Source organism: Microbacterium foliorum, assembly GCF_003367705.1.
GTDB lineage: Bacteria > Actinomycetota > Actinomycetes > Actinomycetales > Microbacteriaceae > Microbacterium > Microbacterium foliorum.
The window spans coordinates 3,083,370-3,110,276 of record NZ_CP031425.1 but is presented as its reverse complement, the minus strand read 5'-3'; the positions used below and the strand labels follow the sequence as shown (position 1 = coordinate 3,110,276).

Genomic DNA, 26,907 nt, shown 5'->3' with positions numbered 1-26,907 from the left:
CGTGACGGATCCCTGGGGTCTCGGAACGCGCACGCCCGGCGCGACGCTGCTGGTCGGATGCGGCAAGCTCGGCGTGCGACTCGGCGAACGGCTGATCGCGCAGGGCTCGGAGGTCACCGCCATGCGGCGCCAGGCGGGCGCGGTGCCTTTCGCGACGATCGAGGCCGATCTGCGGCATCCGCTCGAGCAGTCGCTGCCTGCCTTCGACTCGGTCGTGATCACGCTGCCGCCGAGCACCGAGGGGGAGTCGATCTATCCGCCCGCGCTGCGCGGCCTCGCCAGAGCGCTGCCCGCCCTGCCCGACAGAGTGGTGTTCGTCTCGTCGACCCGGGTGTTCGAAGGCCGCCCCGGTGGCACACCGCTGACCGAGCGCGACGCCCCGAAGGTGTCCACCGAACGTGGCGGCGACCTCGTCGAGGGGGAGCTGCTGGCGACCGAACTCTTCGGCGCACGCATCGTCCGCCCCGCCGGCATCTACGGTCCCGGCCGCGACTACCTCATCCGCCGCGTGCTCGAGCAGGCACCCGTGGATCACACGCGCCGGACGAACCGCATCCACGAGACCGACCTCGTGCGGCTGCTCGAGGCGGTGCTGCGGGCGGATTCCGCACCGCCGCTGATCCACGCGGTGGACCGGGAGCCGGTGCTGCTGGGCGAGGTCGCCGCGCACATCGCCGCGCGACTCGGCGTGGCGCCCCCGCCGCACGCGGATCCCGAGGAGGGAGGCGGCACCGTGCTCGACGGGCACCTGCTGCAGGAGTTCCTCGGCGCTCTCGACTACCCGACCTTCCGCGAGGGGTATGACGAGATGATCGCCGCCCGCTGATCCCGCACGACACCCGGAACAGCACCCCGAACGACCTGGGCCACCCCGGGGACGATCCGACGTGCCGTCGTTCCCGGGAACGTGCGCATCGCAGTCCTAGGCTGAGGTCATGGCCGACCCGATGCCCTCCACGGAATCCGGAACGGATCCCGCATCCGACTCTCTCGAGGCCCGCGCCGTCGCGCTCGCGCGCCGCTGGGCTGTCGAAGCCGCCGCCGCCGAGGTCGACCCGGCCGCCGAGCGTCTGGCGGGCGTGCTGCAGGATGCCAACGGGCTCCCGTTCACGCTGGGATTCGTCGACGGGGTGATGCGTCCGGAGAGCCTGAGCGCGGCGGCCTCCCAGCTGCACCGGATCGCGCCGATCGTGCCGGAGTTCCTGCCCTGGTACCTGCGCTCCGCGGTGCGGCTCGGCGGGGGGATCGCACAGGTGCTGCCGACCCCGGTCGTCCCCATCGCGCGGCGGGTGCTGCGCGAGATGGTCGGGCACCTCATCGTCGATGCGCGCCCCGCGAAGCTCGGCCCCGCGATCGCGAGAATCCGCGAATCCGGCGCCAGACTCAACCTCAATCTGCTGGGTGAGGCCGTGCTGGGCGAGGCCGAGGCGCAGCGCCGGCTCGACGGCATCCACGAGCTGATCCGTCGGCCCGATGTCGACTACGTCTCGGTCAAGGTCTCGGCGATCATCAGCCACATCTCGATGTGGGCGTTCGACGAGGTCGTCGACGCGGTCGTGGAGCGCCTTCTTCCGCTCTACACGACGGCGGCCACGGACCGCACCTTCATCAACCTCGACATGGAGGAGTACCGCGATCTCGATCTGACGATCGCCGTGTTCACCCGCATCCTCGAGGATCCGCGTCTGGCCGGACTCGAGGCGGGGATCGTGCTGCAGGCGTATCTGCCCGACGCCCTGCCCGCCCTGCAGCAGCTCACCGCGTGGGCGCGCGAGCGGGTCGAGCACGGCGGCGCGCCCATCAAGGTGCGCCTGGTGAAGGGCGCGAACCTCGCGATGGAGAACGTCGAGGCGCGCATGCACGGCTGGACGCCCGCGACCTACGACACCAAGATCGACACCGACGCCAACTACCTGCGCTGCCTCGACTGGGCGCTGCAGCTCGAGCACATCGAGGCCGTGCACCTGGGCATCGCCGGGCACAACCTGTTCGGCATCGCCTACGCCTGGCTGCTCGCCGCAGAACGCGGACTGCGGGATCTCACCGCGGTGGCCGAGGCGGGGCAGCCCCCGATCGAGTTCGAGATGCTCCTGGGCATGGCGCAGGGGCAGGTGCAGGCGGTCTCGCGCGAGGTCGGCGAGGTGCTGCTGTACGTGCCGGTCGTGAAGCCCGACGAGTTCGACGTCGCGATCAGCTACCTCGTGCGACGACTCGAGGAGAACGCGTCGACCGACAACTTCCTCTCCGCCGCCTTCCGCCTCGGCGAGGAGGAGACGCTCTTCGTCCGCGAGCGCGATCGCTTCCTCGACGCCGTCGAGCGCTCCGCATCGCCGACCCTGTGGGAGGGAGCACGGCGCACCCAGGACCGGCTCGCTCCCGTGCACGAGTCGATGCGCCCCGTACCCGTGGCCCCCGCCCCCGAGGAGGGGCTCACCAAGGCCGTGCTCGGTATCTCCCGGGGGTCTGCAGAGACGACGGGGCCGTTCCTCGAGACCGCGGTGTACGCGCCCAGGGAGGTGGAGGAGGGGACCGGCGGTGCTCCGGGTTTCGCCAACACCCCCGACAGCGACCCCTCGCTGCCGGCCAACCGCGAATGGGCGCGCGGCATCCACGCGCGCATCGCGGAGTCCCCGCTCGGCATCGCGACCATCGAGGCCGCCCGCATCGACGACCCCGAGGTGCTCGAGCGCACGATCTCCGAGGTGCACGATGCCGGCGCACAGTGGGGGTCGCGTCCGGCCACCGAGCGGGCCGAGGTGCTGCTGCGGGCCGCAGCCGCACTCGAGGGCCGGCGCGGCGAGCTCATCGAGGTCGCCGCATCCGAGACCGGCAAGGTCTTCGCCGAGGCGGATGTCGAGGTCAGCGAGGCCGTCGACTTCGCGCGCTACTACGCCGCCAAGGCCAGGGAGCTGGATGCCGTCGCCGGCGCCGCGTTCGAGCCGGCGCGCGTGACCGTCGTGACCCCGCCCTGGAACTTCCCGCTCGCGATCCCGGCGGGCGGCGTGCTGGCGGCGCTCGCCGCCGGGTCCGGAGTGGTGTTCAAGCCGGCTCCGCAGTCGCGCCGCTGCGCCGCGGTGATCGCCGAGACGCTGTGGGAGGCCGGCGTGCCTCGTGATGTGCTCGCCCTCGTCGACATCGAGGAGGGCGAGCTCGGCCGCACGCTGATCACACACGATGCGGTCGACCGCGTGATCCTCACGGGCTCGTGGGAGACCGCCGCGCTGTTCCGCTCATGGCGCCCCGACCTGCCGCTGCTCGCCGAGACGAGCGGCAAGAACGCGATGATCGTCACGGCGTCGGCCGATCTCGACCTCGCCGTCTCCGACCTGGTGCGCAGCGCGTTCGGACATGCGGGGCAGAAGTGCTCGGCCGCGTCGCTGGCGATCCTCGTCGGGCCGGTCGGCCGCTCGCAGCGCTTCGCCCGTCAGCTGGCCGATGCCACGCGCTCGCTGCACGTGGGCTGGCCCTCGGATCCGCTCGCCGAGGTGGGGCCGGTGATCGAACGGCCGCAGGGCAAGCTCGCCTGGGCTCTGACCGAACTCGAGGGCGACGAGAAGTGGCTCATCGAGCCGGCCGTGTCGGCCGACGACCCGAGCGGGCGGCTGTGGCGTCCCGGCATCCGCGTCGGTGTGCAGCCGGGATCCCGCTTCCACCTCGAGGAGTTCTTCGGCCCGGTGCTCGGGGTGATGCACGCGCCGACGCTGGAGCGGGCGATCGAGCTGCAGAACGCCGTGGCCTACGGGCTGACGGCGGGGCTGCACACGCAGGATCCTGAAGAGCTCGCGCTCTGGCTCGACCGCGTGCAGGCCGGCAACCTCTACGTGAATCGCGGGATCACCGGCGCCATCGTGCAGCGGCAGCCCTTCGGCGGGTGGAAGCGCTCATCGGTCGGTCCCGGCGCGAAGGCAGGAGGACCGAACTACCTGATCGGCCTCGGGTCGTGGCGGTCGAGCGGATCGGGGCCGGTGTCGAGCACGCTGCACCTGCGCGGCCTCGACTCCCGCATCACCGAGCTGATCGAGTCGGCGCAGCCGTCGCTCGACTACGAGTCGTTCGAGTGGCTTCGTCGCTCGGCGCTGTCGGACGCCCTGGCCTGGGACCGTGAGTTCGGCCAGGTGCGCGACGTGTCGCGACTGGGCGTGGAGCGCAACCTGTTCCGCTACCGGCCCGTGCCCGTCTCGATCAGGGCGACGGCGGATGCCGGATGGCAGGAGCTCCTGCGCGTCGTGATCGCCGCCGTGCGAGCCGGTGCGGCATTCGTGCTGTCGACCCCGGTCGGGCTGCCGGCAGAGGTGCGTCGCGCGCTCGGCGACCTCGGCGCGGTCGTGTACATGGAGAGCGACGACGAGTGGATCGCACGGATGCGGGGCCGCGGCGCCGATTCCGACGCGGCGTCGGAACTGCTCGACGCCGACACCCGGCCCGGCCGCGTGCGCCTGGTCGGACCGCGGACCTCCGTCGCCGCGCTGCATCGGGCGCTGGCGGAGGCGGTCGAGGGAGACCCCGACCTCGCGGTGTACGACGGCGAGGTCACCTCCGCCGGACGCATCGAGCTGCTGCCGTTCGTGCACGAGCAGGCGATCGCGATCACCGCGCACCGGTACGGCAACCCCGACGACTGGAGCGCCTCGGTCATCTGAGCGCTGCGTCGTGCCGTGCGGGGTGGGAAAAGCGCCTCGGCGCCTGCGGTGCGGGGTCAGAAACACACGTGCGAACTGGGCGGGGTCAGAAACACACGTGCGAACTGGGCGGGGTCAGAAACGCACCGGAATCGGGCGTTGGCGATGCACTAGTGACCCCGCCTGCGTGCGGCGATGCGTTTTCGACCCCGCCTGAGCGCTCACGTCCGCCGCGGCATCCGCGGCATCCGCCTCGGTCGCGGCATCCCCGGCGATCCGCTGTCCGCGCCTTCCATGCGGGGTCAGAAACGCACCTGCGAACTGGGCGGGGTCAGAAACGCACCGGAATCGGGCGTTGGTGATGCGCTATCGACCCCGCCTGCGTGCGGCGGTGCACTGGTGCACTATTGACCCCGGCTGCGCGTGGCGATGCACTTTCGAACCGCATGAGCGCGTGCGGAGACACCGCTCGGCTCTGGCGGCGTCCAGGGGCGGATGACACAATGGAGCCTGGCGTGCCCGAGTCGCATCTTCCCCGGGCGCCGGCTCTCATCGAGCGGCGCGGGTCGAAGGACCGTCGGGCCCCTGGACAGCGTCCGCCGCATCCGTTCGAGGAGCCCCATGTCTGTCGAGACCACCACGTCGACGTCCGAGACCACCCCGTCGACGTCCGAGACCACCCCGGTCCGCACCGCCCATCACCGTCGCTACCTGATGTGCACGCCGTCGCACTTCACGGTCAACTACTCGATCAACCCGTGGATGGAGCCCTCGCGCCCGACCGACACCGCGAACGCGGTCGCCCAGTGGCAGAAGCTGCATGACCTGTACCTCGAGCTGGGGCACGAGGTCGAGCTGATCGATCCGCTCGCGGACTACCCCGACATGGTCTACACCGCGAACGGCGGATTCGTGATCGACGGCCGCGCGTACGTGCCGAAGTTCCGCTTCGTCGAGCGGCAGGGTGAGGCGCCCGCATTCGCCGACTGGTTCCGCGAGGCCGGCTACGACACCGTCATCCCCGAAGAGGTCAACGAGGGCGAGGGCGACTTCCTGCTCGTCGGCGACGTGATCCTCGCGGGCACCGGCTTCCGCTCCACCGGCGACAGCCACCGCGAGGTCGGCGAGGTCTTCGACCGCGAGGTCGTGTCGCTCAACCTCGTCGATCCCCGCTTCTACCACCTCGACACCGCGATCGCCGTGCTCGATCCGGTGCAGGGCGTCGAGAACGGCGGCCCCGAGCGCGCCAACATCGCCTATCTGCCGGGAGCCTTCGACGACGCGAGCCGCGGGATCCTCGAGGAGCGTTTCCCCGACGCCATCCTCGTGTCCGACGAGGACGGGTCGGTCTTCGGCCTGAACTCGGCGAGCGACGGCTACAACGTCGTGATCTCCCCCCGCGCCAAGGGCTTCGAGAAGCAGCTGCGCGAGCGCGGCTACAACCCGATCATGGTCGACCTGTCGGAGCTGCTGCTCGGCGGCGGCGGCATCAAGTGCTGCACGCTCGAACTGCGCCCTTCGTCCGCGCGCTCAGGAACCGGTGAGTGACATGACGGCGACCCCTGAGACCACGCCGCAGGCCGAGCCGCACGTCGCCCACAACTATCACCCGCTGCCGGTCACGATCGCGCGTGGTGAGGGTGCCTGGGTGACGGATGCCGAGGGCAAGCGCTACCTCGACCTGCTCGCCGCGTATTCGGCCGTGAACTTCGGGCACCGGCATCCGGCTCTCGTGGCGGCACTGACGGAACAGCTCGGACGGGTCGCGCTGACCAGCCGCGCCTTCCGGAGCGACCGTCTCGAGCCGTTCGCCGCCGCGCTCGCGGCGCTGGCCGGCAAGGAGATGGTGCTGCCGATGAACACCGGCGCCGAGGCCGTCGAGACCGGCATCAAGGTGGCCCGCGCCTGGGGCTACCGGGTCAAGGGCATCGCGGACGGCCGTGCGCGCATCATCGTCGCGGCGGGCAACTTCCACGGACGCACGACCACCATCGTCAGCTTCAGCGACGACGCGGAGGCGCGCGCGGACTTCGGCCCGTACACGCCGGGGTTCGACACGGTCCCGTACGGAGATGCGGATGCCGTCGCCGCCGCGATCACCGACGACACCGCCGCCGTGCTCATCGAGCCCATTCAGGGCGAGGGCGGCGTGGTGATCCCGCCCGAGGGATACCTGCGCCGCATCCGTGAGATCTGCGACGAGAAGAACGTGCTGTTCATCGCCGACGAGATCCAGTCCGGTCTCGGGCGCGTGGGCGAGACGTTCGCGTGCGACCGCGAAGGCGTCGTGCCCGATCTGTACCTGCTGGGCAAGGCGCTGGGCGGTGGGATCCTTCCGGTGTCGGCCGTCGTCGGCGATGCCGACGTGCTCGGCGTGATCCGCCCGGGGGAGCACGGGTCGACGTTCGGGGGCAACCCGCTCGCGGCGGCCGTGGGCCTGCGGGTCGTCGAGATGCTCGAATCGGGGGAGTTCCAGGAGCGCGCCCGTGCCCTCGGCGCCCACCTCGGCGCCGCTCTCGAGCCGCTGATCGGCCACGGTGTGACCGAGGTGCGCATCGCGGGACTCTGGGCCGGAGTCGACATCGACCCCGCCAGGGGGACGGGACGGCAGATCGCCGAGAGGCTCCTCGACCGGGGCGTCCTGGTGAAGGACACGCACGGCCAGACCATCCGCATCGCGCCGCCGATCGTCATCCGCGCGACGGAACTGGACTGGGCCGTCGAGCAGCTCAAGCTGGTTCTCGGGGCCTAGCCCTCCGCGTCTCGACTGCGGCGCATCGACTGCGGCGGCTCGACTCCCGCGCCTCGTTTCCGCGGTGCGGTCCGCGTTCCTCGCGGGCCGCACCGACGGCTCTTCGGCGTCAGGCCGGGGAGTCGTCCGGATCGAGAGTGCGCAGGGTGTCGCGCTCGACGTCGGTCTCGGCGGTGAGCTGATCCTCGGTGGTCTCGTCGCCCCCGAGAGCGGCACCGCGATCGGGGCTCGCATCGCCCTGGATCGCACCGTGCGGAGATTCACCGTGGGAGCTGTCACCCTGGATGGCGCCGCCCTGGGCCGAGCCCTGGGGGTCGCCGTCCTCGGCCTCGCCCTGGATCGCGCCGCGGGGCGATTCGCCGTGCGAGCTGTCGCCCTGGATGGCGCCGCCCTGGGCCGAGCCCTGGGCGTTGCCCTCGAGCTCGTCGCGCTCGGAGGAGGACTGGCCGTCGGGGGCGGTGTTGTGCGCCGGGTTCTGCTCGGGCGAGCCCTCGGCGGGCTCTTCGGGGTGCGGGGTGCGTCCTGTGTTCTGGTCCATGAGCCGACGCTACGTCGCTCCTGAGGCTCCGTGCAGGGGATTGACAAACGGCATCCGCGCGGGAGGCCCGTCAGTCCTTCTTCGGCAGCCGGATCGGTGAGGTCGCGGCGGCCCCATCGGTGAACTGCACCGGGTCGGTGCGCTCGAGCATGGCGGCCTCATCGACCACGTCGAGCGGTCTCGTCTCGTCGAGCGTCATCAGGAAGCGACTGTCCTCCGCCCGGTGCAGGCGGCCGGAGGTGATGACCCAGGCGGCGCCGATCGCGCAGGCGATGAGACCCGCCGTGCCGCCCAGCATGATCGCGCTGCGCGGGCCGAAGGTGTCGGCCACCCATCCGGCGATGGGCGCGCCCACCGGCGTCGACCCCATGATCACGGCCATGTAGAGCGCGAGCACGCGTCCGCGCAGTGCCGGGGCGGTCGTCATCTGCACGTAGCCGTTCGCGGTCGTCAACAGGGTGACGATCATGAATCCGGTGAAGGTCAGGGTGATCGCGTAGGTGAGATACGTCGGCATCGCGGACGACACGAAGGCGGCGATGCCGAAGCCGCCGGCAGCCAGGATCACGACCCGCACGCGGGCCCGATCGCGGCGGGCCGAGAGCAGCGCGCCGGCGAGCGAGCCGATCGCGAGCACCGAGCTCAGCACGCCGTAGCCGTCGGCCCCCGCGCCGAACTCGAGCGCCATCGTCGAGGCGAAGATCGGGAAGTTCATGCCGAACGCGCCGATCAGGAACACGGTCACGAACACGACGCGTAGGTCGCTGCGGCCCCAGACGTAGCGGAAGCCCTCGGCGAGGCCGCCGGGGCGGCGGTTCTTCGGGCGGGGCGCGAGCTGGGAGGTGCGCAGCAGGAGCAGGGCGACGAGCATCGCCAGGAACGTCACCGCGTTCGCGATGAACACCCAGCCGGATCCGATCGCCACGATCAGCAGACCGCCGACGGCGGGCCCGATCATGCGGGCGAGGTTGAAGGATGCCGAGTTGAGGGCGACCGCGTTCGAGGTGTCACCGGCCGAGACCATGTCGGACACGAAGGCCTGGCGCGCGGGCGCGTCGAAGGCGTTCACGACACCGAACGCCGCGGCGAAGCCGAACATCATCGGGAGGGTCATGACGTCGTTCAGCAGCAGCACGCCCACCGCGATCGCGAGCAGCAGCAGAGCGGACTGGGTCGCGAGCAGGATCCGTCGCCGCTCGAACCGGTCGGCGACCCAGCCGGTCAGGCTCACGAGCACGAGCGGAGGACCGAACTGCAGGGCCATCGTGACACCCATGGCGGCGGCGTCGTTGTCGGTGAGCTCGGTGAGCACCACCCAGTCCTGGGCGGTCGCCTGCATCCATCCGCCGACATTGGAGACGAGTGCGCCGGCGAACCAGATGCGGTAGTTGATGTTCGAGAACGAACGGAACATCGCGCTCATCGCTCGACCACCCGGCGCATCAGTTCGCTCGCCTCGCGGAGGGTCGAAAGCTCGTCGGGGGTGAAATCGAGTTCGGCGAGCATCGCGGCGAGCAGCTCGTCGCGGCGGCGGATCGTCTGCGCGACGATCTCGGTGCCGGCGTCGGTGATGTCGACCTGCACGCGGCGGCGGTCGTCGCTGTCGGGCGTGCGCGCGACATATCCCTGCATCTCGAGGCCGTTGATCATGCTCGTCATGGACGGCGCGGTGACCCGCTCGCGCTCCGCGAGAGCGGAGATGGTGCGGCGCCCGTGCATGCGCAGGGTCGCGAGCACGGCGAGCTGCGCGTCGCTCATCTCGTCGACCGCGCGGGCGCAGCGAAGACGTCGGGCGAGGCGGAAGGTGGCCATGCGCAGATCGGTCGCAGTGAGCTGGAGGAGATCATTGGAGGCAGGCATTACTTAGACAGTCTATCTAATCCGAATCCGCACAGGGCCGCGATGCTGGAGATCCGCACGCTGCCAGGTCGCGAGTCCGGCTCGGGCACAATGGTCGGGTGACCCGAACCCCCGCGATCGAGATCGCCGTCCAGGATCCCGCCGGCGTCCGCATCGCCCGAGCCGTGGGCGCCGCGCGCGTGGAGCTCGCTCAGGCGCTGCCGCTCGGCGGGCTGACGCCCTCGATCGCCACCGTCGAGCTGGCCGTGGAGACGGCCCGCGCAGACGGACTCGAGGTGCACGTGCTCATCCGGCCCCGAGCGGGGGGCTTCCGCTACGACGGCGACGAGATCGCGCTGTCCGAGCGCGACGTGCGCCGGGCCGTCGACGCCGGAGCGCACGGGGTCGTGATCGGAGCCCTGGACGCCGACGGCCGCCTCGACCTCGATGCGATGGCGCGGCTGCGCGATGCGGCCGGCGGTGCGTCGGTGACGCTGCACCGTGCGATCGACGTCACCCCCGATCCGGTGGCCACTCTCGTCGCCGCGCGGGGGCTCGGACTGCGCCGCGTGCTGACCTCGGGCGGAGCATCCGCCGCGATCGACGGCATCGAGACCCTGCGCGCCCTCGTCGTCGAGGCCGCAGGCGGGATCGAGGTCATGGCCGGCAGCGGTGTGGGGGCCGCGAACGCCGCTGATCTCGCCGCCACGGGCGTCGACGCGCTGCACTTCTCGGCCAAGCGCACCGTGCACGAGGCCGGCGGCGTGCGCATGGGGGCGGCCGCCGAGGGCGTCGGAGGCTACGACGTCACCGATCTCGCGATCGCCCAGAGCGTGCTCGCCGCTCTCACCGACTGACGGCAGTCGGCCGCGCTCAGTAGTCTGGGGGCGTGACGGATACCCGAGAATTCACGGATGCCGACGGCATCGCCATCGTCTACGACGTGCACCCGGCGGCAGGTGATGCCCGAGGAGTGGTGCAGCTGCTGCACGGGGTGGGCGAACATGCGGGGCGGTACGCACGTCTGATCACCGCGCTCACCGACGCCGGATTCATCGTCTACGCCGACGACCATCGCGGGCACGGGCGCACCGGCATCCGTCAGCACGGCGGACCCGAGAAGCTCGGCCGGCTCGGCAAGGGCGGTCTGTGCGCGGCGCAGGCGGCGATCTGGCAGCTCACCGGCATCATCCGCGACGAGCACCCCGATCTGCCCCTCGTGCTGCTCGGTCACTCGTGGGGATCATTCCTCGCGCAGATGCTCGTGAACGACCACCCCGAGGCGTGGGATGCGGTGATCCTCTCCGGCTCGGCCCTGCGCACCCCGGGCTCGCTGAACGCCGCCCCGCTGAACGCCCGATGGGCGGGCGACGACGCCACCGGGTTCGAATGGCTGAGCCGCGATCCCGCGGTGTGGAAGGAGTTCGACGACGATCCGCTCACCACCGGCGAGCCGCTGCTGAAGCTGTTCGGCCCGATCGAGGCCGCCAAGATGTACGGCCGCCCGCGCAAGGACCTCGACCGCGACATCCCGTTGCTGCTGCTGGTCGGCCGCGACGATCCGGTCGGCGGTCCGCGCAGCGTGCACAAGCTGGCTGACGAGTACCGCACGCGCTCGGGCCTCACCGACATCACCACGCTCGTCTACCCCGACGCGCGCCACGAGATCTTCCAGGAGCTGCAGCAGGACGAGGTCCGCGCCGACATCCTGTCGTGGCTCGACGCGCGCATCCCCGCCCGCTGAGCACCCGCATCCCCTCTCGCTGAGAGCGCGCGCCTCTCTCGCTGAGTACGCATGGGTCCTCGCGTGACGCCCGATGACTTCGTGTGACAGCGGGTGAATGCGCATGACGTCGTGCGCTCCTCCCTTCCCCGCCCCCGCATATTTTCGTGTGAGGGGGCGAGAGGGAGGTGAGCGATGGGTTTCGACGAGGAGTGGCACAGCTGGCACGAGACGCGCGAGCGCTACGCGGGAGCGGAGTACGGCCCGACGGCGCTCGAGTCGACGAACTGGCTGATCACCGAGCCCGCGGCGGTGGAGGGTGTGCCCGGTCTGTGGGCGCTGACGGGTGACGGCGGCATCCGCGGCACCGACCTCGGCACCTCCGGATCGGTCGTCACGCTCCACGGTCCGCAGACGCTGCGGCTCGGCAGGCGCGAGCTGCGTGTGTTCGATCGCCGGGGGGCCGTCGCGCTGCGTGTGTTCAATCCGCTGCGTGCCGAGCGCGAGGCGTTCGGGGGCATCGACGCGTATCCGCCGCGGCAGGGGTGGCGGATCCGCGCGTCGTTCACCGAGACGCCCGGGGAATCGGCGACCGTCACCGCGGTCGACGGCTCGGTGCACGAGCAGACGCTGGCCGGACGGCTGCGCTTCGAGCTCGACGGCATCCCGCTGTCGGTGTCGGTGACGCGCACCGCGCGGGGCGGTCTCACGGCGGTCTTCGCCGACGGCACGAACGGCATCGAGACGTATCGGTTCCGGTTCCTGCCGATCGGCGAGCCCGACGACGACGGCACGGTGATCGTCGACTTCAATCGGGCCTACCTGCCGCCGTGCGCCTTCTCCGACCAGTACCTGTGCCCGCAGCCGCTCGCCGAGAACCGGTACTCGCTGCCCATCCGCGCGGGGGAGCGGGCGGTCGTGCGGGGGCGCTGACGCCGCCGCCGCCGCGCTCGCACCGGCGGCGAGCACGCCCCGCCGCCCGAGCGGGAGCCCCGCGCCTTAAGCTGTACTCGTGCACGGAGAATACAAGGTCCCAGGGGGCAAGCTCGTCGTCGTCGACCTCGAAGTCGACGACGGCAGGATCGCGCAGTTCCGCCTGGCGGGTGACTTCTTCCTCGAACCGGACACGGCGCTCGACGCGATCAACGACGCCGTGAACGGGCTGCCCGTCGAGACGGATGCCTCGACGATCGCCGCCGCCGTGCGTGCGGCCCTCCCCGAGGGGGCGCAGCTGCTCGGCTTCACGCCGGAGTCTGTCGGCACCACGGTTCGTCGCGCTCTCGTGACGGCGCCGGGCTGGCGCGACTTCGACTGGGAGATCGTGCACGACAAGGCGGTCTCGCCCCAGATGAACCTCGCCCTCGACGAGGTCCTGACCTCGCGTGTCGGCGAGGGCCGCCGCCGCCCGACCCTGCGCATCTGGGAATGGGACGGATCCGCGGTGGTCATCGGATCTTTCCAGTCGTACCGCAACGAGGTCGACCCCGAGGGGGCCGCACGTCACGGCTTCGACGTGGTGCGCCGCATCTCCGGCGGGGGCGCGATGCTCATCCCCGCAGGGCAGATCATCACGTACTCGCTGTACGTGCCGGCATCCCTCGTGCAGGGAATGACCTTCGCCGACTCGTACGCGTTCCTCGACGACTGGGTGCTGCACGCGCTGCGCTCGGTCGGCATCGACGCGGTGTACCAGCCGCTCAACGACATCGCGAGCCCCTCGGGCAAGATCGGCGGCGCCGCGCAGAAGCGCCTCGCCAACGGAGGAGTGCTGCACCACGCCTCGCTCTCGTACGACCTCGACGGTCAGATCATGACCGAGGTGCTGCGCATCGGACGCGAGAAGCTCAGCGACAAGGGCACCACGTCGGCCGCCAAGCGGGTCGACCCGCTGCGTCGGCAGACCGGACTCACGCGCGAAGAGATCATCGAACGCTTCATCGCCACCTTCCGTTTGCTCACCGACGCGGAGACCGGCGAGATCACGGCCGACGAGTATGCCGAGGCCGAGGCGCTGGTCGAGTCGAAGTTCGCCACCGACGCGTGGCTGCACCGCGTTCCGTGACCGCACAGCCGGGGCCGGACGCCCCCGGCGCGGTCTCAATCATCCAGGGCGACAACCTGGTCGTCGCCGCCACGCTGCCGTCGGCGTCGTTCACGCTGGTGTACCTCGATCCGCCCTTCAACACGGGCCGTACGCAGGAGCGACAGGTGGTGACCGCCCGCCGCTCGGTCACGACTCAGCAGGAGCCCGATGCCGACGATGCCGCGCTCGCGGAATCCCGCGGACCCGACGCCGCGGCAGACCCAGCCGTGCTGAATACGGAACCGGCGGTGGCCGCCGAGGTGCGGTACGGGTTCCACGGGCACGCCTACGAGCGGGTCCGCGGGATGCTGCGCGCCTACGACGACCGTTTCGACGACTACGGCGCGTTCCTGATGCCGCGGCTCGAGCAGGCCTGGCGGCTGCTCGCCGACGACGGCACGCTGTACCTGCACCTGGACTACCGCGAGGCGCACTACGCCAAGGTCATGCTCGATGCGGTGTTCGGCCGTGACTGCTTTCTCAACGAGCTCATCTGGGCGTACGACTACGGCGCCAAGTCGCGCCGTCGCTGGCCGACCAAGCACGACACGATCCTCGTCTATGTGAAGAACCCGCGCGAGTACGTCTTCAACTCCGACGACATCGACCGCGAGCCGTACATGGCACCGGGTCTCGTCACGCCCGAGAAGGCCGCCAGGGGCAAGCTGCCCACCGATGTGTGGTGGCACACGATCGTGCCGACGACCGGGCGCGAGAAGACCGGGTACCCGACCCAGAAGCCCGAGGGCATCCTTCGGCGCATCGTGCGCGCGTCGAGCCGACCGGGAGACCGCGTGCTCGACCTCTTCGCCGGCAGCGGCACGACCGGGGCCGTCGCGTCGGCGCTCGGGCGGGATGCGGTGCTGGTCGACGACAACCCCGAAGCCGTGCGCGTGATGACCGTGCGGATGCCGCACGCCGAGGTCGCAGCCTTCGACGAGTAGCACGCAGGTCTGCCGCCGCACGGCCGATGCGGCCGAAGCGGTGGTCCTGGAGCATCGGGGGTGCCGGATAGGCTCGACGCATGCGACGTATCCGGGGGGTGGTCGTCATCGCGCTCGCGATGACACTGGTGGGCTGTGCGGGGCAGGAGGGCGACGCGGATCCCGCGTCGGTCGATGCGATGCTCGACGTCGAGAAGGTTCCCGGCGTCCTCGTCGCGCCGTACGAGCACTTCGTGCAGATCGACCCCGATGCGCCGGAGGACGAGATCGTGACGACGGCGCTCGCGGTGCGCGACATCGTCGACGGGATGGGCGAGGACCGCCCGCGCGACCTCGAGATCGTCGCCGTGTACCCGGGTGATCCCTACGTGAACACGACGTTCACGACGACGAGCTACGACGACCCCGACCGCTTCGAGGACGACGTCCGTCTGTGGGCGGGGCTGCTCGACGACGGGTTCACCCAGGTCAGCTACGTCACCGCCTCCGAGGGGGCGGGCGCCGGAACCCTGGCGGTGTTCTCGGAGGGGCAGGGAGACGCCGGAAAGACGCTGGCCGAGACCTACGGCGCGATCGAGCAGTCCGTGAGCGAACCGCCCTACTCCGACGCCCCGCCGTCGCTGTACGCCTCCGTCGATCGCGCCTCGATCTCGAACAAGTCGGGTCGCGCCGATCTCGGGGACGCGTGGATCGAACCGAGTGAGGAGCTGGCGAGTCTGGACTACCTGACGAGCGCCAGAGTGAGCCTCACTCCCGACGAGACCTGGGTCTCTCTCGTCGGAGACGCCGGCCTCACCGCCGAGCAGGCGGCGCAGATCATGGCGGTGCTCACGGACAGAGGGGTGCTCGGCCCCGCCGTGAATGTGATCCACACCGACAGGTCCGCGCTTCCGAAGGATTCCAAGACCACGCTGTACGGGGTGGCCGAATGAGCCGGCGGATCGCGGCCATCGCCGCCGCGGCCGCCGTCGCCGCGCTGCTGCTGACGGGCTGTGGGCCGCAGTTCGCGACCCCCGACGAGCGTTCGGAGTCCTTCGCCGCGCCGGTGGCAGAAGCGGTGAACGAGCTCGACTCCGCCCCCGACGACGTGCAGGTCAGGTCGTCCTTCGACGGGATCGTGCTCGAGGCCCGGCTGGGCGACATGTCGTATGCCGAGACGCGGGCGTTCATCGAGGAGGCGCTGCCGATCGTCGAGGAGTCGCCCCTGGGCACCATGCCGGTGCGGCTGCTCATGAGTCACACGCAACAGGGATCCGGGCAGCAGGGAGCCGTGGCAGGGTCGACGACACTCGAGTGGCGGGGGTACGACCCCGAGCGCGCCGATCGCTACTTCGCGGCGGTGCAGGTGTGGCTCGACACGCTGGCAGACCCGGGGGTGCAGTTCGACGAGACGTTCCAGGTGCAGGCGGCCGCCGTGTTCGGCGACATCAGCGTGCTCGACGGTCGTGACCTCGACGCCTACAGCGCCGAGATCACGGCACAGCTGGAGCAGGCCGGGTACGTAGAGCCGAGGATCATCGTCACCGCGAAGCCCGCGTCGTAGTCCGTCGGCCCCTCGCCGTGAGAGTGTGAGGGGCATGACCGAGTACGTCGAGGTGCAGACCGCCGCGGGGCGGGTCCGAGGGCGTTGGCGCCCGACCACGGGAGGTCGCGGGGCCCCGCGCTCGGCGGCGTTCCTCGGCATCCCGTTCGCTGAGGCGCCGATCGGCGATCTGCGGTTCCAGGCGCCCGTGCCGAAGGCGCCGTGGGACGGCGTGCGCGATGCGCTCGAGTTCGCCGCCACCGCGCAACGCGGAGACCCCGGGGTGACGCTCATTCCCGAGCCGAGCATCGAGGGCGACTCGACGCTGAACGTCAACGTCTTCACCCCCGACCAGACAGCAGCAGGGCTGCCCGTGCTCGTCTGGATACACGGCGGCGGATACTTCGCCGGCTCTCCCGCGAGCCCGTGGTACGACGGGCGCAACTTCACTCGAGATGGCGTCGTCACCGTGTCGATCTCGTACCGGCTCGGATTCGACGGCTTCGGGTGGATTGCCGATGCCCCGTCGAACCGCGGAGTGCGCGACTGGCTGCTCGCGCTCGACTGGGTGCAGCACAACATCGCCGCGTTCGGCGGAGACCCCGGCCGCGTGACCGTCGCCGGCCAGTCCGCCGGGGGAGGGGCGGTGCTCACTCTGCTCGGCATGGAGGCGGCGCAGCACCTGTTCCACGGGGTGTACGCGATCTCGGGTGCGCTCGGCGACGTCGCACCTGCGAGGGCCGAGGCGTTCGGGCGGGCGCTCGCCGCTGCGGCGGGTGTCGAGCCCACGGTGGCCGGCTTCTCGACGGTGAGCGAGGATCGTCTGCTCGCGCTGCAGAAGAAGGCGACCAGGCTCGGGCCGTCGTCGATGACGACGATGATCGACGAGGGCCTTCCCCTCGGGCCGGCGATCGACGGGGACCTGCTGCCGCGGCCCACCCGGGAGTCGCTGCGTGCCGGGGTCGGCGCCGACAAGCCGCTCGTGATCGGGGCGGCCGACGACGAGTTCACCATGGCGTTCACGGGCACAGCCGCGACAGCGCTGCGCTGGGTGCCGCAGTCGGTGCTGCTGAACCGGCTCGGGCTGCGCGGGAGCATCCGTGCCGAGTATCTCGCGGCGAACGCCGACGTCGTCCGTCTCGGCAAGGCGCGGCTGGCGGGGCGTGTGCTCACCGACGGGATGTTCCGTCGCACCGTGCCGCGCATCGCCGCCGACAGGGCGGATGCGCCCACCTGGCTCTACCGGTTCTCCTGGCCGTCCGGTCACTTCGGCTTCGCCGAGCACTGCCTCGACGTGCCGTTCTTCTTCGACTGCCTCGACGGGCCGTCGATGGAGGCGCTGGCCGGGCCGAACCCGCCGCAGGCTCTCGCCGACGAGCTGCACGGCGGGGCCGTCGCGTTCGTCGCCACCGGAGATCCGGGGTGGTCGAGGCACGAGGGCGATGCCGGCACCGTGCGCGTCTACGACGTGCAGACCCGCGATGTCTCCGATGCGTACGCGTCCGTGCGCGCTCTGATCTGAGGCGTTCTGGCGCCGACCCGCCACGGCCGATGGCCGGCCGCTCCCGCCGGGGTGTGCGGCCGGCCATCGCCGTGATCGAGCGGTGGTCGGGTCAGCGCGCGGCGGCCTTGCGCGGTTTCAGGAATTCCTCCGGCTCGCGCTTTTCGCGTTTTGCGGCGCGCTTTTCTTTGATGGTCATCTGCGGGGCCTTTTTCGACCCTCGGACGTGTGGTGTCTTTGCGGACATGAGAACTCGCTTCCCCTCGTGGCTGGCGTGCGTCCTCTGACCATAGCCCGCCGGTACAGGAAGTCAAATCGCCTCTGACGAGGTAATCTTCTCCTCACTCCGCATTGCTGTGCGCGCTGAGGCATTTACGCATCACGTCATCGATAAATGCATGATCCGCCACGTCCGGGTTTTACCGAATTGCTTTTCCCGGGCATCCGGCTATGGTGATGCACATGACGATATCGACCGTTTCGCCGCGCAGTGAGCGTTTTCGCGACGCTTCCGTGGTGACGACAGCGGTCGATATCGCCGGTGGCCGGCACGAGGTTCTTCCGCCTCGGCTGATCACCCTCCGCGGACTGCCGATCTCTTTCTGATCCCGCGCCGCGACCGCGTCGACCGCTGACCCCGGTTGTTGCGACAGCCCCGAGACGCCGCGCCTGCGGCGTCCTTCCGCCTGCAAGGAGCAGACATGCCCGATCTCACCCCCGTCGCCGACCTCCCGCCGTCCGCGGCGATCGCCTCCCGACTCGAGAGCCTCCTCCGCGATCGCGAGACGGTTCTGCGTGAACTCGAACCGCGCGCGCTCCCGACCGTCGACCCGGTCGCCTATCAGACCGCGGCGTCGCACCGCGCAGTGATCCGCCAGCTCACCGATGCGCTGGAACGGGTCGCCGCGGGCACCTACGGGCTCTGCGGGCGATGCGGAGAGCCGATCGCACCCGCCCGCCTCGAGGTGCTGCCCCAGGCATCCGCCTGCATCGGCTGCCAGAGTCGCGTCGACGCGGCCTGACCCCGAGCGCCCGGTGCGCGACGCGCGACGCGGCGCGCGGCGAGCGGCGCGCGACGCGGTGCGCCGCAGGCTCATCCTCAGACGATGTAGATCTTGCGCAGCGTCTCGGTGACGGTCCACACGGTGCGCTGGCCCTCGGCCAGACGCACGACCGAACCCGGGGCGACCTCGATCGCGGGCAGCGGCGGGTCGACGAACTCGATCCGGGCGTGACCGGCGAGTACGACGAAGACCTCATCGGCCTCGGTGTCGGATGCCGTGCCCGGCGTCATCTCCCAGATGCCGACCTCGACGTCGCCGACCGTCGTCAGAGCATGCACGGCGGTGGTCGGCCGGCCGAGGATCACCTCATCGGCAGGCAGGGGCGCGTGCACGAGCGCAAGGGCCGCGGCATCCACTGCCTCGCCGGGCGCACGCGTGCTCATGAGTCGAAGCCCATGCCGACGGCATCCAGTGTCTTGAGGAACAGGTTGCGCTTGCCCTCGTCGTGATCGGCCCTGTCCATCGCCGCGCGCACGAGATTGACGCCGATCGAGGTGAGGGGCTCGGGCGGGAACGGGATCGGCTTCTCGCGCACCATGGCGAGCTCGGTGCGCTCGGTCGGCTCGCCCGACAGCTTGTCGAGCATCACATCCGCGGCGAACCGCGCGGCGCCGACCCCCAGGCCGGTGAATCCGGTGGCGTACGCGACCCGGCCCCTGCGGGCGGTGCCGAAGAACGCGCAGAAGCGGCTCGACGAGTCGATCGCCCCCGCCCAGCGGTGCGTGAAGCGCAGGCCCTCGAGTTGCGGGAACGTCGTGAAGAAGTGCGAGGCGAGCCTGCGGTGGCTCTCCGGCCGGTCCTCGTACTCGGGCCGCACCTTTCCGCCGAAGTGGTAGACGGCGTCGTAGCCGCCGAACAGGATGCGGTTGTCGGCCGTGAGCCGGTAGTAGTGGAACTGGTTGGCGCTGTCGGCGAGGCCCTGCCGGTTCGACCACCCGATGGAGGCGAGCTGGTCGTCGGTCAGCGGCTCGGTCATCAGCACGTAGTCGTACACCGGCACCGTCATGAGCCTGTTGCGCTTGAGCAGCGACGGGAAGACGTTCGTGCCGAGGGCGACGGCATCGGCGACGACCCGCCCGCCCTCCCGGGTGACGAGCGTCACGGGGCCTGCGCCGTCGCCCTCGATCGCCCGCACGAGCGAGTGCTCGTAGATCTCGACGCCCAGCTGCATCGCGACCCGCGCGAGCTCGAGTCCGAGCTTGGCGGGGTGCACGAGGGCGGAGCCCTCGCGATCCCAGGCGCCGGCGAGGAACGTGTCGGAGTGCACCTCGGCCTGCACGGCGTCGCGGTCGAGGAAGCCCTCCTCCTCGCGCAGCCACTCGACCTGGTGCGGTTCGACGGCCACCGCCAGCTGGCCGGTGCGCTCGAAGTCCACGTCGAGGGAGTACCGCGAGACGGTCTCCTCGATGCCGTCGAGGTTCTCGCGCCCGAGCTCCTCGAGGCGGTCGATCTCGTCGGGCCAGCGCGTCAGGCCGTTCTCGTGTCCGTGCGTGAGGCTGGCCTCGCAGAAGCCGCCGTTGCGACCGGAGGCCGCCCACGCGATGCGCGAGGCCTCGAGCAGCACCACACGGCGATCGGGGTCGCGCTCCTTGGCGCGGACGGCGGTCCACAGCCCCGCGTAGCCGCCGCCGACGATCGCGAGGTCGGCGGTGACGGTGCCCGACAGCACGGGATGCTCGGGGCGCTTCACATCGTCGAGCCAGAACACTCCGAGAACGGTGTCGCGCAGCGACCGCTCGATCGCGACCGGCGCGGGAAGACGGCGCTCGAAGACGGTGGTTCCCATGATCACTCCCGGTTTCCGGGCCCGCGCCTCAGCGCGTGCCCCAGTTGTAGAGGTCCTTGTAGAGCCCCGCGTAGAGCAGGCTCTCGGTGTGCATGACCCCGGGGATCGTGCGGATGCGGGTGGCGATGAGGTCGAGCAGGTCGGCGTCGCTCTCGCACACCGCCTCGACGAGGATGTCGAAGGTGCCCAGCGTGACGACGACGTAGGCGAGCTCGGTGATCTTCGTGAGCTCCTCGGCGATCAGCCGCGGATCGCCGGTGACGCGGATGCCGATCATCGACATCCGGTGGAATCCGAGCTGCATGGGATCCGTCACGGCGACGATCTGGATGATCCCGGCCTCGGTCATCCGCTGCACGCGCTGGCGTGCCGCAGCCTCGCTGAGCCCGACCTCCCGACCGATCTCGGCGTACGGCCGGCGGCCGTCCTCCTGCAGCAGCTCGACGATCCGCTTCGAGATGTCATCAAGGACCGGCTGCTTCGGCGTCGCACTCATGTGTCGATATTGACAGGATGAATGCCCCATGGCAACTGATTCCATCGCCCAGATCAAAAGACTCTTCTGTATTCGCAAGCGCATCGCTAGCATGGCGGGCATGGCGACAGAACTCCTCCAGAACTTCATCGGCGGCCGCTACGTGGCCGTCTCGGGCCAGGGGCGGATGCCTCTCATCGACCCCGTGACCGAGCAGAGCTACGGCGAGCTGCCCGTCTCCGACACCTCCGACGTCGATGCCGCCTACACCGCGGCCGCTGCGGCGTTCCCGATCTGGCGCGACACCACCCCCGCCGACCGCCAGCTCGCGCTGTTCCGCATCGCCGACGCGATGCAGGCCCGCGCCGAGGAGTTCGCCGACCTGGAGTCGAAGGACACCGGCAAGCCCAGGTCGACCCTCGTCGACGACGAGATCGTGCAGTCGATCGACCAGCTGCGCTTCTTCGCCGGTGCCGCGCGCAGCCTCGAGGGGCGTGCCGCGGGGGAGTACCTCGCCGGGCACACGTCGTTCGTGCGCCGAGAGCCGATCGGCGTGATCGGCCAGGTCACCCCGTGGAACTACCCGCTGAACATGGCCGTGTGGAAGATCGCCCCCGCGCTCGCCGCGGGCAACACGGTGGTGCTGAAGCCTGCGGAGTCGACGCCCCTGACCACCCTGCTGCTGGCCGAGATCGTCGCGCTGCACACCCCCGCCGGCACGCTCAACGTGGTGCTCGGCGATCGCGACACCGGGGTGGCGCTGGTCGAGCATCCGACGCCGCAGATGGTGGCGATCACCGGATCGGTGCGCGCCGGGATGGCCGTCGCGCGGTCGGCGGCGAACGACGTCAAGCGGGTGCATCTGGAGCTGGGCGGCAAGGCGCCGGCGGTCGTGTTCCCCGACGCCGACCTCGACAAGGCGGCCTCCGGCATCATCGCGGGAGCCTTCTTCAACGCCGGGCAGGACTGCACCGCCGCCACCCGGGTGCTGGTGCACTCGTCGGTGCACGACGAGTTCGTCGCGGCGCTGGTCGAGAAGGCGAAGACGGCTGCCCGCACCGGCGGTCCGCAGGAGGAGGGGATCCTCTACGGACCGCTCAGCAGTGCGGCCCAGCTCGCCCAGGTGCAGGGATTCATCGACCGGCTGCCCGCGCACGCGAGGATCGAGACCGGCGGCGCGCGCCAGGGCGACACCGGGTACTTCTTCGAGGCGACGATCGTCTCGGGGCTGCACCAGGACGACGAGGCGGTGCAGGGCGAGATCTTCGGACCGGTGTTGACAGTGCAGTCCTTCGAGACCCCCGAGCAGGCGCTCGAGATGGCGAACGACGTGCCGTACGCGCTGGCGTCGTCGGTGTGGACGACCGATCACGCCCGTGCGATGCGCTTCTCGCGCGACCTCGACTTCGGATGCGTGTGGATCAACACCCACATCCCGTTCGTGTCGGACATGCCGCACGGCGGATTCAAGCACTCGGGCTACGGCAAGGACCTCTCGCAGTACGGCTTCGACGACTACACGCGCATCAAGCACGTGATGTCGGCGCTCGACTGAGCGGGTCGCACGTCCGGAGTCCGGTGTCTCGGAAGAGGGCCGTTCGGAGCTCACGATCGGGCGTGCATCGGTGAGACACGATGTGTCATGCTGGGGCGGAGGCCGACTCCGGGGGGAATCCGCATGGCACGACCGCTCGCAGGACCGCAGAGCCTGCTGCGCACGCTCAACGGGCGTGCGATCCTCGAGACGCTCGCGCGCCGGGGGCCCCAGACCCGCACCGAGCTGATGACCGAGACGGGACTGTCGCGCACCGCGGTGACCCAGGTGCTGCGGATGCTCGAGAGCGCGGCCGCGGTCGCACCGGCCGGCGTGGATCGCGAGACCCGTGGCCCGGCTGCCGGACGAGTCGGTCTGCATCCGCAGCTCGGGGTCGCCGCCGCGGTGCACGTCGACGTGCATGCCGCGCACGTCGTGCTCGTGGATCCGACCGGTGCGGTACGCGCCGAGAACCACGCGCCCTTCCCGGCCCGGAGCGACCGGGTCGCCCACATCGCGGAACTCGTGGACGCGTGCCGCCGGGCAGTGGGTGCGACCGTGCAGCTGGCGGTCGTCGGGATCCCCGGGATCGTCACCGCCGACGGCGGCATCCGCGACGATCAGGGTCCCGACGGGGGCGCGTTCAAGAATGCGCTCTCCACCAGGCTCGGGTGCCCTGTGCGCGTCGAGAACGACGTCAACCTGGCCGCTCTCGCCGAGCTGACCTCGGGCACCGGAGCCGACCTCGACAGCTTCGCGCTGCTGCTGCTCGACGAGGGGCTGGGAGCCGGGATCGTCATCGACGGCAGGCTGCACCGCGGCTACTCCGGAGTGGCGGGCGAGGTCATGTACCTGCCGCAGACGCCGGTGCCGATCGGCGCCCCCGTGCTCGGCGACGACGTGGTGCGCGATCTCGCCCTCGCCCACGGGCGCGACCCCGAGCTGACGATCGATCAGCATCTCGACGCCGCGACCGACGGCGACCGGGGAGCGTGCGCGATGGCGACCGAGATGGGGCGCAGGCTCACGCTGATCGCCGGCACCATCGCGCTCGTGCTCGATCCGCAGGCGTTCATCCTCAGCGGATCCGCGGCGCATCCCGCGATGGTCGACGCGACGGCGAGAGCGGCCGAGAACCTCGCACCCCGGCTGCCGCTGAGCATCCTCGCCTCGTCGTTCGGGCCCGAGGCTCCGCTCGTCGGCGCTGTCGGCGAAGCGACCGCGGCGCTGCGGGCGACGATCTTCACCCGCCTTCTTCCCGGCTCAGAGCGGAGCGGCCGGTGATCTCCGATCTGGCCGATCGCCTCGGCCTCGCAGCGGGTGCTCGTGCCGTCATCATCAACGCCGACGACTTCGGGATGTGCCACGCGGCCAACGCGGCCATCACCGGGCTGCTCGACGACGGGCACATCGACTCGGCCACGGTGATGGTGCCGTGCGCGTGGGCTCCCGAGGCGCTGGCCTTCGCGGCGGCGCGCACCGACCTCGACGTCGGCGTGCACCTCGTGCTCACGAGCGAGTGGACCGACTACCGGTGGCGTCCGCTCACCGGGAGCGGCACGAGCCTGGTCGACGCCGCCGGGTACTTCCCCGCCGACGTGCTCTCGATCGAGCAGCGCGCCTCCGACGCCGATGTGGCGGCGGAGGTCGCCGCCCAGCTGCAGAGCGCGCTGGATGCGGGCGTCGACGTCACCCACCTCGACAACCACATGGGATCGGTCTACGGGCTGCTCACCGGTCGCGACTTCCTCGCGCAGGTGCTCCCGCTCGCCGCTCGGCACGGACTGCCGTTCCGCCTCCCGCGCAGCATGGAGGGTACGGCAGACGATGCGGCCCTGCAGGCAAAGCTCACCGAGGCGGCCGCAGGCGCCGACGCGCTCGGCGTCGAGATCATCGACCGGCTGTGGAGCCACCCGTTCGACGCCGCGCCCGACGAGTCGTACGAACAGGTGCGCGACGGATTCATCGCCCTGCTGCGCGCGGTGCCCGCCGGGGTCACCGAGATCTACCTGCATCCGATGGTCGACGACGACGAACTTCGCGCGGTGGTCGACTTCGGCGCCGTCAAGCGCGGACACGAGCTGCGTCTTTTGTCGGACCCCGCGGTGCTGCAGGCGATCGCCGACGAGAGACTGGTCAGGATCGGATGGCGCGCGCTGCGCGACCTGCAGCGGAGCCGTCGCCCATGACCTCGCTGCGCGCGTCACTGCGCGACCGGCGCCTGCAGTCCGCGCCGACGAGGAGGCAGTCGATCGCCTTCGGGGTCTCGGGATTCCCGACGCAGCTCATGACGCAGACGTTCTCGGCGTTCGTCGTGTACTTCTACGTCACACGCCTGGGCGTCGAGCCCACCTGGGTGGCGGCGGCGATGATCGCCCACGGCATCCTCAACGCCGCGCTCAATCCGCTCGTCGGGGCGCTGTCCGACCGCATCCGCAGTCGCTGGGGTCGTCGCATCCCGTGGATCGGTCTGGGGATCGTGCCGCTCGTCGTCGCCTTCGCCCTGGTCTGGATGCCGCCGCCGCTGCCCGCCGCAGGGCTGATCGTCTGGTTCCTGGTCGTCGTCGCGGTCTACGACGTCGCGTTCGTGGTGGTGGTGCTGAACATCTCGGCGCTGTTCCCCGAGATCTTCCGCACCACCGAGGAACGGGCGCGCGGCAACGTGCCGCGGCAGATCTTCGCGATCCTCGGCATCGTGCTGGGCACCGCAGGGGCGCCCCGGCTCTACGGCTGGATCGGCTGGTCGGGCATGGCGCTCGTGCTCGCGGGGATCTGCCTCGTGCTGCTCGTCGTGTCGTTCCTCGGCGGGATGATCGAGCGCGACGTACCGCGGGCGGCCTCCGAGGCGATGCGCTGGCGCGACCAGCTGCGGTACACGTTCGCCAACCGCGCGTTCGTGCCGTATGTGCTCGGTTCGCTGTTCATCCAGACGTCGATCGCCGTGATCCTCGCCGCGGTCCCCTTCTACGTGCGGTACTCGCTGGGCGCCGAGGAGGGCGAGGGGAGCCTGCTGCTGGGCGCGATCTTCGTGACGGCGATCCCCTCGATCGTGCTGTGGAGCGCGGTCGTGCGCCGCACGTCGCCGCGCACGGCGATGCTGTGGAGCGTCGCGGTCTTCGGCCTCGCTGTACTCGGCTACCTGCTGCCCTCCGGCGTGATGGCGGCCGCGCTGGTCGGCGTCGCGGTCGGCGTCGGGGTCGGCGGGCTGCTGCAGCTGCTCGAGGTCGTGCTCGCCCAGATCATCGACGACGATGCGGTGCGCACCGGGCATCGCCGCGAGGGGGCGTACTTCGGGGTCAACGGCTTCGTCGTGCGCGGTTCGGTGGTCCTGCAGGCCGTCGTCGCCGCGGTGGTGCTCACGGCGTCGGGGTTCGACGCGTCGCTCGGCGATGCGCAGCCCGAGGCCGTCGACGGCGGGATCCGCGTGATGGTCGCGGTGGTGCCGCTCGTCTTCGCCGCGCTGGCGTGGCTGTGCTTCTGGCTCTACCCGATCCGCACGCGCGACCTCTGAGCCGACGTCAGGACGCGGCCTGACGCGCCTCCCAGCCGGTGCGCACCATCTCGTCGACCGTGTACCGCATCTTCCAGTCGAGGTCGCGGGCAGCGAGCTCGCCGGTGGCCACGATGCGGTCGGGGTCGCCCGGGCGCCGGGGGCCGATCTCGGGGGCGAAGTCGATGCCGGTGACGCGGGCGACCGCATCCATGATCTGCTTCACGCTGAGGCCGTCGCCCGAGCCGAGGTTGTACGCGGCCTCGATCGGCTCGCCGCCGGCGAGACGCTTCGCGGCCGCGACGTGTGCGGCGGCGATGTCGCCGACGTGCACGTAATCGCGCACGTTCGTGCCGTCTTCGGTGTCGTAGTCGTCGCCGTTGATGCGCGGGGTCTCGCCCGCGATCAGCTTCTCGAACACGATCGGGAAGAGGTTGTGCGGGCTCACGTCGTACACGGTCGGATCGGCCGACCCGACGACGTTGAAGTACCGCAGCGAGGTGTGCCGCAGCGGGGCGTCGGAGTCGGCGGTCGCGATCGCCTGGTCGCGCAGCAGCCACTCGCCGATGAGCTTCGACTCGCCGTACGGGCTCGCCGGCCTCTTGGCGGTGTCCTCGACGACGAGCGCCGTATCGGGCGTGCCGAACACGGCGGCCGACGAGGAGAACACGATGTTCGCGACGCCCGCGGCATCCATCGCCTCGAGGATCACGCGGGTGCCCTCGACGTTCTGCGCATAGGTGTGCAGCGGCCGCTGCACCGAGACGCCGGCGTACTTGTATCCCGCGACGTGGATGACACCCTCGGCGTCGTGATCGCGCAGCGTCTTCTCGACGAGCGCGCGGTCGAGGATGCTGCCCTGCACGAAGGCCACGCCCTCGGGCACGAACGAGGCGACCCCGCTCGAGAGGTCGTCGAGGATGACGGGTGTGAGCCCGGCATCCGCCAGTGCGCGAACGACGTGCGAGCCGATGTAGCCGGCGCCGCCGGTCACGATCCAGGACATGGTGCTCCTCAGGGTGGGGAAGTGTTCAGTA

Annotated in this window: 25 protein-coding genes; 17 read left to right on the top strand and 8 right to left on the bottom strand. The window is 70.7% G+C overall.

The annotated features are described in order from the left end of the window. Position 1 precedes the first annotated feature (1 nt). The 4 genes from DXT68_RS14710 to rocD all read left to right on the top strand — a co-directional run bounded on the left by DXT68_RS14710 (position 2) and on the right by rocD (position 7,371). A complete protein-coding gene (locus DXT68_RS14710; RefSeq protein ID WP_045253619.1) occupies positions 2–826 on the top strand; it encodes a Rossmann-fold NAD(P)-binding domain-containing protein in 825 nt (274 codons plus the stop codon). 109 nt (positions 827–935) lie between these two features. Continuing rightward, on the top strand, positions 936–4,640 hold the full coding sequence (locus tag DXT68_RS14705) for a proline dehydrogenase family protein (RefSeq protein WP_115760508.1): 3,705 nt from the start codon (positions 936–938) through the stop codon (positions 4,638–4,640). A gap of 600 nt (positions 4,641–5,240) precedes the next feature. Beyond that, positions 5,241–6,167 carry a dimethylargininase gene (gene ddaH / locus DXT68_RS14700; RefSeq protein WP_045253620.1) on the top strand — a complete coding sequence of 309 codons (927 nt, stop codon included), beginning with the start codon at positions 5,241–5,243 and terminating at the stop codon, positions 6,165–6,167. A 1-nt stretch (position 6,168) separates the two neighbouring features. After that, on the top strand, positions 6,169–7,371 hold the full coding sequence (gene rocD, locus DXT68_RS14695; protein WP_045253621.1) for an ornithine--oxo-acid transaminase: 1,203 nt from the start codon (positions 6,169–6,171) through the stop codon (positions 7,369–7,371). 109 nt (positions 7,372–7,480) lie between these two features. Here the strand turns inward: rocD and DXT68_RS17100 are convergent, their stop codons facing one another. The 3 genes from DXT68_RS17100 to DXT68_RS14680 all read right to left on the bottom strand — a co-directional run bounded on the left by DXT68_RS17100 (position 7,481) and on the right by DXT68_RS14680 (position 9,769). Next, on the bottom strand, positions 7,481–7,909 hold the full coding sequence (locus DXT68_RS17100) for a hypothetical protein (RefSeq protein WP_045253622.1): 429 nt from the start codon (positions 7,907–7,909) through the stop codon (positions 7,481–7,483). 70 nt (positions 7,910–7,979) lie between these two features. Further along, complete coding sequence (locus tag DXT68_RS14685; RefSeq protein ID WP_045253680.1) at positions 7,980–9,323, bottom strand: MFS transporter; 1,344 nt, start codon at positions 9,321–9,323, stop codon at positions 7,980–7,982. 5 nt (positions 9,324–9,328) lie between these two features. Beyond that, positions 9,329–9,769, bottom strand: coding sequence for a MarR family transcriptional regulator (locus DXT68_RS14680; RefSeq protein ID WP_045253623.1), 441 nt, complete (start codon positions 9,767–9,769; stop codon positions 9,329–9,331). A 98-nt stretch (positions 9,770–9,867) separates the two neighbouring features. On the opposite strand from DXT68_RS14680, the gene DXT68_RS14675 reads away from it, so the two are divergent. The 8 genes from DXT68_RS14675 (at position 9,868) to DXT68_RS14640 (ending at position 17,542) form a co-directional block, all read left to right on the top strand. Then, positions 9,868–10,605: a copper homeostasis protein CutC gene (locus DXT68_RS14675; protein WP_045253624.1), complete on the top strand. Its 738-nt coding sequence runs from the start codon at positions 9,868–9,870 to the stop codon at positions 10,603–10,605. Between the two features lie 32 nt (positions 10,606–10,637). Continuing rightward, positions 10,638–11,492, top strand: a complete 855-nt coding sequence (locus tag DXT68_RS14670) for an alpha/beta fold hydrolase (RefSeq protein WP_045253625.1) — start codon at positions 10,638–10,640, stop codon at positions 11,490–11,492. Positions 11,493–11,666: 174 nt separating this feature from the next. After that, positions 11,667–12,404 (top strand): DUF1684 domain-containing protein, encoded by a 738-nt coding sequence (locus DXT68_RS14665; RefSeq protein WP_045253626.1) that lies wholly within the window; start codon positions 11,667–11,669, stop codon positions 12,402–12,404. A 79-nt stretch (positions 12,405–12,483) separates the two neighbouring features. Then, entirely contained in the window at positions 12,484–13,533 is a 1,050-nt protein-coding gene (gene lplAB / locus DXT68_RS14660; RefSeq protein WP_045253627.1) for a lipoate-protein ligase LplAB, read from the top strand. Further along, entirely contained in the window at positions 13,512–14,498 is a 987-nt protein-coding gene (locus DXT68_RS14655; protein WP_230111345.1) for a DNA-methyltransferase, read from the top strand. The genes lplAB and DXT68_RS14655 overlap by 22 nt, the downstream gene beginning before the upstream one ends. An 80-nt stretch (positions 14,499–14,578) precedes the next feature. Next, a complete protein-coding gene (locus DXT68_RS14650) occupies positions 14,579–15,430 on the top strand; it encodes a hypothetical protein (RefSeq protein ID WP_156149271.1) in 852 nt (283 codons plus the stop codon). Then, on the top strand, positions 15,427–16,041 hold the full coding sequence (locus DXT68_RS14645) for a hypothetical protein (protein ID WP_045253631.1): 615 nt from the start codon (positions 15,427–15,429) through the stop codon (positions 16,039–16,041). Before DXT68_RS14650 ends, DXT68_RS14645 begins: the two co-directional genes overlap by 4 nt. Positions 16,042–16,075: 34 nt before the next feature. Next, positions 16,076–17,542 carry a carboxylesterase/lipase family protein gene (locus tag DXT68_RS14640; protein WP_045253632.1) on the top strand — a complete coding sequence of 489 codons (1,467 nt, stop codon included), beginning with the start codon at positions 16,076–16,078 and terminating at the stop codon, positions 17,540–17,542. Positions 17,543–17,633: 91 nt separating this feature from the next. On the opposite strand, the gene DXT68_RS17345 is transcribed toward DXT68_RS14640, so the two are convergent. Continuing rightward, entirely contained in the window at positions 17,634–17,768 is a 135-nt protein-coding gene (locus DXT68_RS17345) for a hypothetical protein (RefSeq protein ID WP_262492044.1), read from the bottom strand. 454 nt (positions 17,769–18,222) lie between these two features. Here DXT68_RS17345 and DXT68_RS14635 point away from each other — a divergent pair, with 454 nt between their 5' ends. Beyond that, complete coding sequence (locus DXT68_RS14635) at positions 18,223–18,543, top strand: TraR/DksA family transcriptional regulator (RefSeq protein WP_045253634.1); 321 nt, start codon at positions 18,223–18,225, stop codon at positions 18,541–18,543. Between the two features lie 77 nt (positions 18,544–18,620). On the opposite strand, the gene DXT68_RS14630 is transcribed toward DXT68_RS14635, so the two are convergent. From DXT68_RS14630 to DXT68_RS14620, 3 genes are read right to left on the bottom strand one after another with little or no spacing between them, the layout of a single operon-like run. Beyond that, entirely contained in the window at positions 18,621–18,968 is a 348-nt protein-coding gene (locus tag DXT68_RS14630; protein ID WP_045253635.1) for a cupin domain-containing protein, read from the bottom strand. Further along, positions 18,965–20,371: an NAD(P)/FAD-dependent oxidoreductase gene (locus tag DXT68_RS14625; protein WP_115760577.1), complete on the bottom strand. Its 1,407-nt coding sequence runs from the start codon at positions 20,369–20,371 to the stop codon at positions 18,965–18,967. The genes DXT68_RS14630 and DXT68_RS14625 overlap by 4 nt, the downstream gene beginning before the upstream one ends. Positions 20,372–20,399: 28 nt before the next feature. Then, complete coding sequence (locus DXT68_RS14620; protein ID WP_045253636.1) at positions 20,400–20,867, bottom strand: Lrp/AsnC family transcriptional regulator; 468 nt, start codon at positions 20,865–20,867, stop codon at positions 20,400–20,402. A gap of 100 nt (positions 20,868–20,967) precedes the next feature. Here DXT68_RS14620 and DXT68_RS14615 point away from each other — a divergent pair, with 100 nt between their 5' ends. From DXT68_RS14615 to DXT68_RS14600, 4 genes are all read left to right on the top strand, one after another. Further along, positions 20,968–22,401 (top strand): gamma-aminobutyraldehyde dehydrogenase, encoded by a 1,434-nt coding sequence (locus DXT68_RS14615; RefSeq protein WP_045253637.1) that lies wholly within the window; start codon positions 20,968–20,970, stop codon positions 22,399–22,401. Positions 22,402–22,524: 123 nt separating this feature from the next. Beyond that, positions 22,525–23,664 carry an ROK family transcriptional regulator gene (locus DXT68_RS14610; protein WP_045253638.1) on the top strand — a complete coding sequence of 380 codons (1,140 nt, stop codon included), beginning with the start codon at positions 22,525–22,527 and terminating at the stop codon, positions 23,662–23,664. Continuing rightward, complete coding sequence (locus tag DXT68_RS14605; protein WP_052677672.1) at positions 23,661–24,569, top strand: polysaccharide deacetylase family protein; 909 nt, start codon at positions 23,661–23,663, stop codon at positions 24,567–24,569. The genes DXT68_RS14610 and DXT68_RS14605 overlap by 4 nt, the downstream gene beginning before the upstream one ends. Further along, positions 24,566–25,891 (top strand): MFS transporter, encoded by a 1,326-nt coding sequence (locus DXT68_RS14600; RefSeq protein ID WP_045253683.1) that lies wholly within the window; start codon positions 24,566–24,568, stop codon positions 25,889–25,891. The genes DXT68_RS14605 and DXT68_RS14600 overlap by 4 nt, the downstream gene beginning before the upstream one ends. Before the next feature lie 7 nt (positions 25,892–25,898). Here the strand turns inward: DXT68_RS14600 and galE are convergent, their stop codons facing one another. Further along, the gene (galE, locus tag DXT68_RS14595; RefSeq protein WP_045253639.1) at positions 25,899–26,876 is read right to left on the bottom strand and encodes a UDP-glucose 4-epimerase GalE; all 978 of its coding nucleotides are present in this window, start codon (positions 26,874–26,876) and stop codon (positions 25,899–25,901) included. Positions 26,877–26,907 lie beyond the last annotated feature (31 nt).

Excerpts from the sequence above, each read along its gene's own strand:
- DXT68_RS14620 (WP_045253636.1), bottom strand. The coding sequence starts at position 20,867 with ATGAGTGCGACGCCGAAGCAGCCGGTCCTTGATGACATCTCGAAGCGG.
- DXT68_RS14645 (WP_045253631.1), top strand. The coding sequence starts at position 15,427 with ATGAGCCGGCGGATCGCGGCCATCGCCGCCGCGGCCGCCGTCGCCGCG.
- DXT68_RS14625 (WP_115760577.1), bottom strand. The coding sequence starts at position 20,371 with ATGGGAACCACCGTCTTCGAGCGCCGTCTTCCCGCGCCGGTCGCGATC.
- DXT68_RS14680 (WP_045253623.1), bottom strand. The coding sequence starts at position 9,769 with ATGCCTGCCTCCAATGATCTCCTCCAGCTCACTGCGACCGATCTGCGC.
- DXT68_RS14630 (WP_045253635.1), bottom strand. The coding sequence starts at position 18,968 with ATGAGCACGCGTGCGCCCGGCGAGGCAGTGGATGCCGCGGCCCTTGCG.
- DXT68_RS14640 (WP_045253632.1), top strand. The coding sequence starts at position 16,076 with ATGACCGAGTACGTCGAGGTGCAGACCGCCGCGGGGCGGGTCCGAGGG.
- DXT68_RS14615 (WP_045253637.1), top strand. The coding sequence starts at position 20,968 with ATGGCGACAGAACTCCTCCAGAACTTCATCGGCGGCCGCTACGTGGCC.
- DXT68_RS17100 (WP_045253622.1), bottom strand. The coding sequence starts at position 7,909 with ATGGACCAGAACACAGGACGCACCCCGCACCCCGAAGAGCCCGCCGAG.
- DXT68_RS14685 (WP_045253680.1), bottom strand. The coding sequence starts at position 9,323 with ATGTTCCGTTCGTTCTCGAACATCAACTACCGCATCTGGTTCGCCGGC.
- DXT68_RS14665 (WP_045253626.1), top strand. The coding sequence starts at position 11,667 with ATGGGTTTCGACGAGGAGTGGCACAGCTGGCACGAGACGCGCGAGCGC.
- DXT68_RS14650 (WP_156149271.1), top strand. The coding sequence starts at position 14,579 with ATGCGACGTATCCGGGGGGTGGTCGTCATCGCGCTCGCGATGACACTG.
- rocD (WP_045253621.1), top strand. The coding sequence starts at position 6,169 with ATGACGGCGACCCCTGAGACCACGCCGCAGGCCGAGCCGCACGTCGCC.
- galE (WP_045253639.1), bottom strand. The coding sequence starts at position 26,876 with ATGTCCTGGATCGTGACCGGCGGCGCCGGCTACATCGGCTCGCACGTC.
- ddaH (WP_045253620.1), top strand. The coding sequence starts at position 5,241 with ATGTCTGTCGAGACCACCACGTCGACGTCCGAGACCACCCCGTCGACG.
- DXT68_RS14610 (WP_045253638.1), top strand. The coding sequence starts at position 22,525 with ATGGCACGACCGCTCGCAGGACCGCAGAGCCTGCTGCGCACGCTCAAC.
- DXT68_RS14600 (WP_045253683.1), top strand. The coding sequence starts at position 24,566 with ATGACCTCGCTGCGCGCGTCACTGCGCGACCGGCGCCTGCAGTCCGCG.
- DXT68_RS14705 (WP_115760508.1), top strand. The coding sequence starts at position 936 with ATGGCCGACCCGATGCCCTCCACGGAATCCGGAACGGATCCCGCATCC.
- DXT68_RS14635 (WP_045253634.1), top strand. The coding sequence starts at position 18,223 with ATGCCCGATCTCACCCCCGTCGCCGACCTCCCGCCGTCCGCGGCGATC.
- DXT68_RS17345 (WP_262492044.1), bottom strand. The coding sequence starts at position 17,768 with ATGTCCGCAAAGACACCACACGTCCGAGGGTCGAAAAAGGCCCCGCAG.